Origin of the sequence: Acetobacter sp. AC2005, from assembly GCF_037901235.1 — a bacterium.
Lineage (GTDB): Bacteria > Pseudomonadota > Alphaproteobacteria > Acetobacterales > Acetobacteraceae > Acetobacter > Acetobacter oryzoeni.
Genome location: NZ_CP149625.1, coordinates 1,708,713 through 1,720,423, shown reverse-complemented (window position 1 = coordinate 1,720,423; position 11,711 = coordinate 1,708,713). Strand labels below are relative to the sequence as shown.

The window sequence follows — 11,711 nt, the reverse complement described above, 5'->3', positions numbered from 1 at the left end:
AATGGAAGAACCACAGGAATACAAAACACCCAAAGCCTTACTTGTAGCCGTTATTGGCATGGGTGTGCTGATTGTGGTTGGCGTTGTTGTATTGGCAGGCGTACTCATTCATCGCATGAGCAGCAAGCCTGCTTCCCCGCCACTTCCACCTGTTGCGTTATCTGATGCTGCACCATCCGCCAGCCTTCCCACAGCACATGCGACGTTACCTGCAGGTGAACACCTGTTAAGCGTAACGCGTGTGCGGGATAATCTGTTGGCCCTACATGTTACAGAACAGGGGCAGGACCGCATTGTGCTATGGGATGTACCTACCGGGCAGTTACGGACCGGGCTGGATATCAACACGGCACAGTAACACTATGCCTTCTTCCCCTCTCCTCACCGCCATCGGGCTTATGAGTGGTACATCGCTTGATGGCGTAGATGCAGCGCTCATACAAACTGATGGCACACGTATATCCAAGCATGGTCCTTCCTTAACCGTGCCTTATACGCCAGAGTTGCGCGCGCGCCTGCGCCACATACTGGATGCGGCACCCCAGCTTGCACCTTCTGACCCTATATTACTTTCTGCAGAACATGATCTGACAGAAGTGCATGCCATAGCTGTACAGCAACTGCGCCAAATGGCTCCTGATATGCCTGCCGATCTTATCGGCTTTCATGGCCAAACCATTTTGCATCAACCTGGACGCACATGGCAGATAGGCAATGCCATTGCTCTTTCTTCTGCTGCAGATTTACCAGTTATCCATGACTTTCGCACCGCAGACGTTCAGGCTGGTGGAGAAGGTGCGCCTTTAGCTCCTTTATATCATGCCGCTCTGCTACATAATCAGCCACGGCCTGTTGCAATTCTGAATATTGGGGGAGTTGCCAATCTCACTTTGCTGACTTCGGAAGGTGAGATTCTGGCTTGCGATACAGGACCCGGAAATGCCCTGCTAGATGATTGGACTTTCCGCCATACCGGTATCCCCTACGATAAAGATGGACTGCTGGCACGCAGTGGTAAGGTTGCAGAACCTCTTCTGAAGCAGTTGTTGGCACATCCATTTTTTAGCAAACCAGCCCCGAAATCTCTCGATAGGCTGAGCTTCCATACTGCCTTGCAGGATATTACTGCACTCCCTCCGGCAGATGGGGCTGCTACATTGGTCGCCTTTACGGCGGAAACCATTGTCCGCACCCCGTTACCAGAACAACCAAAGGCATGGTTTGTGTGTGGTGGTGGCCGGCACAACCCCGCTATTATGGAAGCGCTTGCACAACGCCTTTCTGGCCAAGTATTTCCGGCTGAAACTCTGGGATGGAACGGGGATGCGCTGGAAGCCGAATGCTTTGGCTTTCTGGCAGTCAGAAGCCTTTACGGATTACCTTTATCTCTGCCATCCACCACCGGTGTGCCCGCGCCTCAACAGGGGGGCCGGTTAAGTTGCGGCGGCATTACACCATGGAAGGCAAAAGCTGTTTTAAACACGAAAATGCAGTATAATATTGTCTAATACATTCCATTGAACAGGAAAGACTTAAAACCATGAAACGCTTTCTGGCATTCAGCCTGTTGCTTGCTGCCCTTGGCGCGCCGGGACTGGCCTGTTCTGCGAGTGCACAAACCGTTATCGATGGTAGCGATAAAAAGGCCTCTCCTTTTGTCAAAAACACCCTCAAAACACTAACAAAACGATTCCCAGACACACATCCATTTTTCCGCGCAATTACCACACATCCTAATGCAGAAAAAAAGCAGGTTGTGTGTGGTGAAATCAGCCTGAGTTCCAGCAAAACACCGGAACCAGATAGCTTTATGCTTTTTGGCGCAGCGGAAGGTGAAAACCCACCTATCGTTTATGAACCACGAGAGATCCCAGCGACTATTGATTCACGTGAAGTGAATATGTGGATCAATCACGGAGCGGATCTGGCTGATCTGGAAGAAATGGGCTGCGTGCCAGAGGGCAGCTATCGGCAGTATGGCGATAAGCTGAACCAAGTTTTACAGAACAAAAAGCATAGCGCCACACGTTAAAATACACTGGTCCTTTTTACTCCATTACAGGCAATTCAGCTGTTTGTAGTGGAAAAGCCACAGCTTGGTTTCTCAAACCAGAAAAACATACAGAATAATTGACAGGCGGTAACTTTCATCGCCATTCTTATCCCGGTCACGAACAAAAAAAACAAAATGACCGGGTTTTCTGTAATGAAATATCTGAACTTCCTACTCGCCTTGCCCTTTTTAGGGTTGCTCTGGACACCCCTGTATAACAGGCACGATCCTGTTTTATGGGGTTTTCCCTTTTTCTACTGGTACCAATTCGCATGGGTGCCCGTAACCTCTGCCCTTATCTGGATTGTCTGGAAAAAGGGACAAAGCACATGAACACCATAAACCCGTGGGCGCTTGGCGTTTTTGTTTTCTTTTTTGCTGCCACCATTGTTGTTGGCAGTTCCATACAATGGATACGCGGCCTGTTTCATGCCAAGCGTGACACCAATAGCCATGAAGAGTGGTCTTTGGGCGGGCGAGAATTTGGGCCGTGGGTAACGTGGTTTCTGGTGGGTGGAGATTTTTACACCGCCTATACTGTTATTGCCGTGCCAGCACTGGTGTATGCGGCGGGAGCATACGGCTTTTTTGCGCTACCTTATACCATTATCGTTTACCCGTTCATTTTTCTTGTCATGCCTAAACTCTGGAAGCTTGCTCGTGCAGGCGGCCACGCCACAGCGGCAGATATTGTAAAGGCACGCTTTAACAGCCGGGCATTGGAGGTGGTTATCGCATTAACCGGCTTGGTAGCGGTTATGCCCTATATTGCCCTCCAGCTTATTGGTATCCGTACAGTAGTACAGGCTTTGGGATTACCGGGCGATCTACCGCTGATTATCGCCTTTATTTCTCTTGCCGCTTACACATGGCTGGGAGGACTGCACGCACCAGCGCTTACGGCCTTTATCAAGGATATTATGATCTATATTGCCGTACTAGTGGCGGTAACTGTTATTCCTTTGCACACCGGCGGTTACAGCGCGCTGTTCGCCACGGCGGCACATGCCGATACGGTGCTTAAAACCGGGCAAGGTTTGCCCTATGCCACACTTGCGCTTTCTTCCGCTCTGGCTGCCTTTTTATACCCCCACACACTTACAGGGATTCTGGCATCTCGCTCGGCAGATACCATCAAACAGAATGCCGTTTTTTTACCGGCATACACCATTGTATTGGGGCTTATCGCCATGCTGGGTTTTATGGCGCATGCGGCGGGCATTAACACCACCAATACGTCCATGGTTGTGCCTCTGCTGTTCCAAAGCGTCTTTCCGGCATGGTTTGCCGGTTTTTGCCTTGCTGCCATTGCCGTGGGTGCGTTGGTGCCAGCTGCCGTTATGGCCATTGGCGCAGCAAATCTGGTCACCAACAATCTGCTTCCCGCACAAGCTAACCCGGTGCGTACCAGCCGCATTACAGCTTTCATCGTTAAAATTGGCGCGCTGATTTGCGTATTGTTCCTGAACGCACAATTTGCAATTGATTTCCAGCTTCTGGGAGGGGTGTTTATTCTCCAAACATTCCCTGCGCTTATTCTGGGCCTGTTACGTGTGCGCTTTTCTGCCGCCGCTATGTTGACGGGATGGGCTGTAGGCACAGTGTTTGGCGTTGGCATGTGCTGGATGGACGGCCTGAAACCTATTCACCCCATTAATCTGGGGCTGTTTTCAGGTAATATTTCTACGGGCCTGCTTTCTCTGGCTATCAATATTGCTATGGTTGCACTTGTGTCTGTAATGGCTCCCGCCAAACAAAATATCCCAGCTAAAACAACAGTCTAACGCAACAGATGTTAAAAAGAGGGCTTATATCTCAAGCCCTCTTTTTATTTTTAGAGAGTTAGCCGTTCCCGTTAAAAATTCAGAAAAACGACCGGCCCCTTTTCCCGATATCCTGTTTTCTGAAACTCCAGTGTCTGATCTCGTACAAGCTGGTACAGATCTATCCCTTTCTGGCGTGCTGGCCCTTCCAGTTCTGCATATATATCTTCAAGCAGGTAGCCTTTTTGCCCCTTCTGCCGTGCAAGCAAGGGAGAACGCTTCTGCTGGCGGCATGTTTCCAAAAACACACTCAAAGCTGCTTCGCCTTGCGGTTGCAAATCCATAGGGGAACACGCCAGAAAATCCACCTCTGCGTTCAAGCCTATAAAAACCCCACGAAACATGCGGCTGCTGGCATTAAAGCTGATAACAGCCGGAATGCCGCCGATAAACATCATATCCCGACCAGAAACCGACATTGTTGGGAATCTGCTCCTTCTGTTTCAAACATAGGTGCTGCTATACTCTTTGCATGCTGTGCCAGACTGCGCACATCACCGCAAACACTTTCCACACAGAGCTTCCTGCATGAAAGACAACCATCCCGCGCAACTGGATTTTCTTTTACCAGATACACGGCCAGAGTATGTACAGTTAGATACAGGTGCTGTGTTATTGCCCGGTTTCGCCCTGCATAGTGCTGAAGCTTGTATGCGAGCTATTCATCATATTGCGCAGCAGGCTCCATTCAGGAAGATGCATACTCCTGGTGGAGGGCAAATGTCTGTAGCCATGACATGTTGCGGAACATTTGGGTGGGTGAGCACATTACAAGGTTACAGCTATACCAAAGTAAACCCTTTTACTGGCCAACCTTGGCCAGATATGCCTGCCATTTTTCAAGCTCTGGCGCACAAGGCTGCCCAGAAAGCAGGCTTTGCACAGTTTCAGCCAAATGCCTGCCTTATCAATTCTTACAGCCCCGGTGCCCGTATGGGGCTTCATCAAGATCGAGATGAAGGATGCACAGATCAGCCCGTGGTTTCTCTCTCATTTGGATTGGAAGCAACTTTTCTGTGGGGTGGTCTCAAAAGATCAGACCCTACCCGGCAAATTTTGCTCAAAGATGGAGATGTGCTGGTATGGGGTGGGCCTGATCGCCTACGCTTTCATGGAATTAAACCCCTCCGCCAAGGCACACACTCCCGAACAGGAGAAACACGCCTGAATATCACATTCAGATTCGTTGCTTTTTGAACAAACCGCATTTTATTATAAGGCAGAACAAGTATGCCCTCTCCCGCTTTGAACCGCCGTATTCTGCTGTTGGGTATGACAAACCTGTTCTACATGCCGATAAAGAAAAGTATGGCCTCCGAGACAAAAAACCACTTTGCACAAGTGGAACAGATTTTTCAGGATGCCGTCAAAACCCATAAAACACCGGGAGCCGTTGCTGCCATTGGCCATAAAGGCCGTGTGGTTTGGAAAGGTGTGTTCGGGCAACGTGCACTTGTGCCTCATCCAGAAGGCATGACATGGGATACGCTGTTTGATATGGCGTCTCTCACCAAAGTGCTTATTACCGCCCCTGCCATCATGCAGCTTTATGAACGCGGATTAGTGCAACTGGATACTCCTGTTTGCCATTACCTTCCTGAATTTTCCGGGCAGGGCAAACAGGATATTACTGTCCGACAGTTGCTCACTCACTATTCCGGCCTGCCACCAGATCTGGACCTTTCAACGCCCTGGATAGGCCGTAATACAGCTATACACATGGCGTTTTCCTGCACCCCGATCCACCCTGCCGGAGAACAGTTTGTCTATAGTGATATCAATTTCATCCTGCTTGGGCTGATTGTAGAAAAACTCTCAGGCCTGACCTTACAAGACTATGCAACTCAAAATATTCTCAAACCACTCGGCTTAAAAAGAACTTTTTTTACGCCCACACCTACACTTTACAGCACCATTGCCCCTACTCAGTATGATGAAAACGGGACACTCCTCCGTGGTATTGTGCATGACCCCACAACACGCCGCATGGGTGGCGTTGCAGGCCACGCAGGGTTGTTTTCCTGCGCAGATGACATGACCCACTACGCCATTGCGCTGCTTAACAAGCGCGCCGGGCGTTCCTCCCCTTTTCCGCTCAAGGCAGAAACTCTGGTTATGATGTCATCACCGCAGCAACCTGCAGGTAAAACAGACCAACGTGGTTTAGGGTGGGATATTGCAACTCACTATTCTACCCCGCGAGGAGATTACTTTCCTGTAGGATCATTTGGTCACACCGGCTTTACGGGCACATCTCTATGGTTGGTGCCACAAACAGACAGCTTTGTTCTGATTTTAACAAACCGGGTTCACCCTTATGGAAAGGGCAATGCTGTTGCCTTAAGGCATAATGTGGCTTCTGCGGCTGCACTTGCCTTAGAGCAGCTTTGAAGAAGCAGTTTGAAAGGTAAGTTCTTCTCAATGTTTACACAGGGGTTGCGCCCACAAACACTGAAAAGAACTTACCTAATTATATAAAAATGACGCGATAAATTTAGTCTTCCTGCCGCGCCATCCGCGCCTGACGTTCCAGCCATTTTTGTGCAGATACTTTGCGAGATGGATCAAGCATACGGTAAAGGCGGATCACATCATGCTCATCCGGTGTAATCACCAGTTCAATATCTTCCTGCACATAACCTGTCAGAAAAATTTCTGGATCAACATTAAAAAGTGCAGCCAGCTTGGGAATATGCTTTCTAGCGCTTCCTTCGCGTCCGGTTTCCCAAAAAGCGATAGCTGGCCTTGAAACCCCCAGCGCATCCGCAACCTGCTGCTGTGTAAGCCCAGCAGATTTACGCAGGATTTTGATCCTTTGCCCAAGATCTATCCCGGGTGAAATAACGTCGTCCTGGTCAGCCATTGTTCTTTATACCCATTGCTCCAGAGTTACCGTGGTTCTTGTAGCATGCCCAATATTTTATGGTTGTCATTCTACAAAGTATGACAAACCACTGAAAACTTAATAACCTGATAACATGTTTTCTTATATCCAGTAAGTAATCTTACAGCGTGTCGTCAGTTAAGCAGGATGATGATTGAGGCGAACTGCACGGCTGCGAGGAAGGTCGATTTCAGTTTATCGTAGCGGGTTGCGATAGCGCGAAACTGCTTGAGTTTATTGAAGAACCTCTCAACAAGGTTCCGTTCGCGGTAGAGAGAAAAATCGGTTTTCCGTCGTGTCGTTCTGCTGCGTTTTGGCGGGATGACCGGGGTAATCCCGCGCTGTATCAGCCGATCGATCAACCTGTCCGCGTCATACGCCTTGTCAGCAAGGAAAGCCTCCGGGTCGATGTTTTCCAGAAGCGGTTCCGCCTGGGTGATATCGGCATCCTGTCCCGGTGTGATGCCGAGTTCCACCGGATTGCCCAGAGCGTCGCAGATGGCATGGATCTTTGTAGTCAACCCGCCTCGTGATCGTCCGATGGCCTGATCCGTACCCCTTTTTTGAGAGCTCCTGCACTATGCTGATGCGCCCGGACAATTGTGCTGTCGATCATCATGTATTCGTTGTCGTGATCAGCGGCCAGATAACGAAATATCCGTTCGATGACGCCGCTTTCACACCAGCGGCGCAGACGCCGGTGCACGTTTTTCCAGTCCCCGAAACGGGCAGGAAGGTCGCGCCATGGAATGCCCGCGCGATAGCGATACAGCACCGCCTCCACGAACAGACGGTTGTCCGCCGCAGTGCCGCCGACATAGCCTTCTCGACCGGGAAGAAGATCCTTTATCCGCTCCCACTGGTCATCGCGTAAACTATAGCGCCGCATCTCTCTGTCTCCTCCAAAAAACGGGAAAACAGTCAGCACACGCAGACACAAACTACAACCCTCACGTGCCACACTCAGGGCTTAACTGACGACACGCCGTAGTTTTATAGAAATGCAAAAGCAAAAGCTGCCTTTTTCCAGAAAACGCCTAATATTAGCCATTACCTAACATAATAACTCAAATATAGAATATTAATTCTCTCTAAATATTGCGTGCATCACAATGCAGCTATCTCCGCACAAAAGATGTGTCATATTGACACCTTTAAATACCCCTATAAGGTGTAATTGAAATACATTTTATACGGAATCCTACTCATGCCTTCTCCACTTGATGCAAAAACAATCTCAATCATAAAAGCCTGCGTTCCTGCTCTTGAGGCACACGGGTTGGATATTACGCGGGAGATGTACAAACGCCTACTGTCCAACCCCGATATCCGGGACCTTTTCAACATGTCTCACCAAAAAGATGGTGAACAACCAAAAGCCCTTGCCTTGGCTGTGCTGGCTTATGCGCGTAACATTGATAACCTTGGCGCCTTAGGCGGTATGGTTGAACGCATTACTGAAAAACACGTTGGGCTGAATATTCTGCCCAAACACTACCCCTATGTAGCAGATGCACTTTTGGAAGCGATTGCGCAGGTATTAGGAAATGCCGCCACCCCCGAAATTCTGGAAGCATGGGGCAAAGCTTACTGGTTCTTGGCAGAAATTCTCATCGGCCGTGAAGAACAGATTTATGAAGCCCATGCAGCAGCCCCCGGCGGATGGGTAGGTTGGCGGCCCTTTACGGTACGGCGCAAAGTGCGTGAAAGTGACACCATTACATCCTTCGAACTGGTACCAGTCGATAACAAACCCATTATGAAGCACGAAGCCGGGCAATATCTCAGCTTCAAGCTAGATGTTCCGGGGCACGGTTCACAACGCCGCAACTACAGTATTTCTTCCGAACCCGGTGCGGATCATTACCGCATTAGTGTGCGTCGTGCAGATGGTGGTGTGGTGTCTCAATGGCTACATGATACCGTACAAGAAGGGCAAATGCTGGACGTTTCTGCACCAGCAGGAGACTTTACGCCCGAAACGGAAAAAAACAGCAAAATCGTTCTTCTGTGCGCAGGCGTGGGGCAAACACCTTTTATTTCTACTTTGGGTGCATTTCTAAAAGATGGAACCAAGCGTGATATTCATTACATCCACGGCGTCCATACGGCACAGGATGAAGCATTTTCCGACTACATATACGACCTAGCCGAAAAAAATGCTCTCAAAGCCGATATTTTCTATAGTCATTCCCCCGCACCCACCAACCGTTCGAGCAAGAACGTGACACTGCATGAAGGCAGAGTGACCGCAGAATGGCTTAAACCCCACATAGATATCACGGCAGATTACAATATCTGTGGGCCTGATAGTTTTATGCGAGACATGATTAAAGCTCTGACAGAAGCCGGCGTGCCGGAAAAACAAATCCACTATGAATTCTTTGGATCTGCCGCTGATACGGAACTTGTAGGCGCGTAATTACGTAATAGCCTCTCTATTTCATGAAGAATAGAGAGGCTATTTTTAAGTTCTAATCTGCAATTCTGGCGCGCTCAGAATGACGTAGTATGCGTGAAAGCCAGTTACCCAAGGCTTGCATACCCGTTACCAGCACAATCAAGACGGCCACTACCCCTAACATCACCGTTGTATTGAAACGTTGATAGCCATAACGGATAGCCAGGTCTCCCAAACCACCGGCCCCAATGGTACCTGCCATAGCTGATGCGCCCACCAAGGTTACCAGCGTAACTGTTATGCCGGATACAAGCGCTGGCATGCTTTCTGGCAGCAAAACATAACGGATTACCATCCACCGTGTTCCGCCCATGGCGCGCACGGCATCAACCAATCCATGATCCACCTCCCGCAGGGAAACCTCGGCAATGCGCGCAAAATACGGAATAGCGGCGATGGAAAGAGGAACAATGGCAGCTGTTGTGCCCAACGCACTACCCACAACCATTCGGGTAAATGGAATCAGCAGCACCAGCAGAATAATAAATGGCACAGCCCGGATGGCATCAATCACCACACCAAGCAAACGTGGCAGCACAGGCAATGGGTAAAGACCGCCCCGGCCGGCTACAACCATAAAAACGGCCAATGGCAGCCCAAAGAGTACTGCAATAAACCCAGATACCAGCACCATTATCAGCGTTTCGCCTGTGGCATGCCATAGCAGATCAAGAATGAGCCGGGACATATCCTACCACTTCTGCTGCATGACAATTTTGCTGAAGAAAGTTCATGGTTGCGACCGAAACATCCCCAACCTGTAAAAGAACATCCAAAACCTGATATTTCGCATCGTCGGCAGGAATAACGCGTAGCAAAGATGCCTGTGTCTGGCACATCTCCTGCACATTTTGCAGTAATGGCGCCATAATCAGATGTTGATCTACCGTTAACCTTACCACCGCATGGCTACCCTCCTGCGGGCTATGTTCCATATTGGAGGGTAAAGCTGCTTGCAGGCTGGTTTCTTCCAGAATATCAGCAGGCAGGCCACGGGCTATGATTCGGCCGTGATCCAGCACCAGAACATGCTTGGCCAATGTACGCACAACGTCCATTTCATGCGTAATAAAAACAATGGTCAGCCCCAATTCACGATTGATGCTGTTTAACAAAGCCAATATCGACTCTGTTGTTTCGGGGTCCAGTGCAGAAGTCGCTTCATCGCACAGTAGCAAGGCAGGTTGTGCAGCAAGGGCGCGCGCAATACCCACCCGCTGCTTTTGCCCGCCAGACAACATGGCCGGGTATTTATTGGCATGATCAGCCAAACCTACCAGATCAAGCAATTCCGCTACACGCTTTACCCGCTGATCGCGCGGTATACCTGCAATTTCCAATGGCAGCGCTACATTGTCCGCAACGGTGCGGGATGTCAGCAAATTAAAATGCTGAAACACCAGCCCGATACGCCGCCGCAAAGGAATGATCTGAGATTCTGGCAAAACCGCCAGATCCTGCCCTTCTAGCAGGATACGTCCGGATTGAGGACGATCCAGCCCGCATAGGCACCGCAACAAGGTGGACTTTCCCGCCCCCGAACGCCCGATGATGCCAAGGCTATCGCCTTTTTCCACCGTAAAAGAAATATCCTTGAGGGCAGGCTGCCCGCCAAATGAGCGGGTAAGATGTTCAACCTGTAAAAGACTCATGACCAACCCGGCACAACTGCACCATGAAAGGCCTGTGCCAGCGCCTGTTTGACATTATCCTGCTGAAAAGCTGAAACAAGCTTGCTGACCCACGGTGCATTTTTGTCTGCCTCGTTTACCGCAATAAAGCAGACATACGGATTATTTTGCGGGGCTTCCTGTGCAATCCGCTCTTTCTGCAGATCAATGCCCGCTTTGTTGGCCCAATCTGTATTCACCACAGCCGCATCCATATCAGGCAGTGCGCGCCCCACCATTCCGGCATCCATTTCCTTTACAGAAATTTGGCGTGGATTTTCGGTAATATCTAATGCTGTGGGCACTAGGCCCGCATCTTCCGCCACTTTGATCAGCCCCAGTTTCTGCAACAGCAAAAGGGCACGCCCCTCATTCGTCGGGTCATTCGGCACGCCAATCACGGCTTTATTGGGCAGTTCTGCAACTGACTTCCAACGCCGAGAATACAAACCTATAGGCGACAGATACGTATTGCCAACAGGCACAATGTGGAAATTTTTGGCTTTGTTTTGCGCTTCCAGAAATGGTCCATGCTGGAACGCATTTGCATCCAGTTCGTGCTCAGCCAATGCCTCATTCGGCGCATTGTAATCTGAAAACGGAATAATTTTGAGAGTCAGCCCTTCCTTGACAGCGTTTTCAGCTACCACGCGCCAGACATCTTCATCCTCACCAGCAATAATGCCGATGCGCAAAACCTGACCATCAGCATGAGCAATACCGTAGGGGGCCATCATGGCCACGCCCATTCCGGCAAGCATTACCCTACGGGATAAAAAGGACGAAGACATGATTTATAGTCCATTCCAGATAAATACGA

At 49.8% G+C, this 11,711-nt stretch carries 14 protein-coding genes; 8 read left to right on the top strand and 6 right to left on the bottom strand.

Annotation, left to right across the window (positions count from 1 at the left end; all coding sequences use genetic code 11):
* The first annotated feature begins 1 nt into the window (after position 1).
* The 5 genes from QQM41_RS08325 (at position 2) to QQM41_RS08305 (ending at position 3,837) form a co-directional block, all read left to right on the top strand.
* Positions 2 to 358 carry a DUF6476 family protein gene (locus tag QQM41_RS08325; protein WP_339076831.1) on the top strand — a complete coding sequence of 119 codons (357 nt, stop codon included), beginning with the start codon at positions 2 to 4 and terminating at the stop codon, positions 356 to 358.
* A 4-nt stretch (positions 359 to 362) separates the two neighbouring features.
* Positions 363 to 1,508 carry an anhydro-N-acetylmuramic acid kinase gene (locus tag QQM41_RS08320; protein WP_339076830.1) on the top strand — a complete coding sequence of 382 codons (1,146 nt, stop codon included), beginning with the start codon at positions 363 to 365 and terminating at the stop codon, positions 1,506 to 1,508.
* 32 nt (positions 1,509 to 1,540) lie between these two features.
* Positions 1,541 to 2,032 (top strand): hypothetical protein, encoded by a 492-nt coding sequence (locus tag QQM41_RS08315; protein ID WP_050818482.1) that lies wholly within the window; start codon positions 1,541 to 1,543, stop codon positions 2,030 to 2,032.
* 156 nt (positions 2,033 to 2,188) lie between these two features.
* Entirely contained in the window at positions 2,189 to 2,386 is a 198-nt protein-coding gene (locus QQM41_RS08310; protein ID WP_080986704.1) for a DUF3311 domain-containing protein, read from the top strand.
* On the top strand, positions 2,383 to 3,837 hold the full coding sequence (locus tag QQM41_RS08305; RefSeq protein WP_339076829.1) for a sodium:solute symporter family protein: 1,455 nt from the start codon (positions 2,383 to 2,385) through the stop codon (positions 3,835 to 3,837). The genes QQM41_RS08310 and QQM41_RS08305 overlap by 4 nt, the downstream gene beginning before the upstream one ends.
* Before the next feature lie 71 nt (positions 3,838 to 3,908).
* On the opposite strand, the gene QQM41_RS08300 is transcribed toward QQM41_RS08305, so the two are convergent.
* Positions 3,909 to 4,295, bottom strand: a complete 387-nt coding sequence (locus tag QQM41_RS08300; protein WP_339076828.1) for a toxin-antitoxin system protein HicB — start codon at positions 4,293 to 4,295, stop codon at positions 3,909 to 3,911.
* Positions 4,296 to 4,404: 109 nt separating this feature from the next.
* On the opposite strand from QQM41_RS08300, the gene alkB reads away from it, so the two are divergent.
* Complete coding sequence (gene alkB / locus QQM41_RS08295; protein ID WP_339076827.1) at positions 4,405 to 5,073, top strand: DNA oxidative demethylase AlkB; 669 nt, start codon at positions 4,405 to 4,407, stop codon at positions 5,071 to 5,073.
* A gap of 33 nt (positions 5,074 to 5,106) precedes the next feature.
* Complete coding sequence (locus QQM41_RS08290) at positions 5,107 to 6,267, top strand: serine hydrolase domain-containing protein (protein ID WP_339076826.1); 1,161 nt, start codon at positions 5,107 to 5,109, stop codon at positions 6,265 to 6,267.
* Between the two features lie 103 nt (positions 6,268 to 6,370).
* Here QQM41_RS08290 and QQM41_RS08285 read toward each other — a convergent pair whose 3' ends face one another.
* Together QQM41_RS08285 and QQM41_RS08280 are read right to left on the bottom strand one after the other, a co-directional pair.
* Positions 6,371 to 6,739 (bottom strand): helix-turn-helix domain-containing protein, encoded by a 369-nt coding sequence (locus tag QQM41_RS08285; protein WP_003626381.1) that lies wholly within the window; start codon positions 6,737 to 6,739, stop codon positions 6,371 to 6,373.
* A gap of 155 nt (positions 6,740 to 6,894) precedes the next feature.
* Positions 6,895 to 7,649, bottom strand: a protein-coding gene (locus QQM41_RS08280) for an IS5 family transposase (RefSeq protein WP_088365012.1) whose coding sequence is annotated in 2 segments (ribosomal slippage) — positions 6,895 to 7,319 and positions 7,319 to 7,649 — 756 coding nt in all. Because the reading frame shifts where the segments join, the coding sequence is not laid out codon by codon here.
* A 318-nt stretch (positions 7,650 to 7,967) separates the two neighbouring features.
* On the opposite strand from QQM41_RS08280, the gene hmpA reads away from it, so the two are divergent.
* Entirely contained in the window at positions 7,968 to 9,182 is a 1,215-nt protein-coding gene (gene hmpA, locus QQM41_RS08275; protein WP_339076825.1) for an NO-inducible flavohemoprotein, read from the top strand.
* Positions 9,183 to 9,234: 52 nt separating this feature from the next.
* On the opposite strand, the gene QQM41_RS08270 is transcribed toward hmpA, so the two are convergent.
* Genes QQM41_RS08270 through QQM41_RS08260 form a run of 3 tightly spaced genes read right to left on the bottom strand, consistent with a single transcriptional unit; the run spans position 9,235 to position 11,682 of the window.
* Positions 9,235 to 9,909, bottom strand: a complete 675-nt coding sequence (locus QQM41_RS08270) for a methionine ABC transporter permease (RefSeq protein WP_050818487.1) — start codon at positions 9,907 to 9,909, stop codon at positions 9,235 to 9,237.
* Positions 9,890 to 10,873, bottom strand: a complete 984-nt coding sequence (locus QQM41_RS08265) for an ATP-binding cassette domain-containing protein (protein WP_339076824.1) — start codon at positions 10,871 to 10,873, stop codon at positions 9,890 to 9,892. Before QQM41_RS08265 ends, QQM41_RS08270 begins: the two co-directional genes overlap by 20 nt.
* The gene (locus QQM41_RS08260; RefSeq protein ID WP_339076823.1) at positions 10,870 to 11,682 is read right to left on the bottom strand and encodes a MetQ/NlpA family ABC transporter substrate-binding protein; all 813 of its coding nucleotides are present in this window, start codon (positions 11,680 to 11,682) and stop codon (positions 10,870 to 10,872) included. The genes QQM41_RS08265 and QQM41_RS08260 overlap by 4 nt, the downstream gene beginning before the upstream one ends.
* Positions 11,683 to 11,711 lie beyond the last annotated feature (29 nt).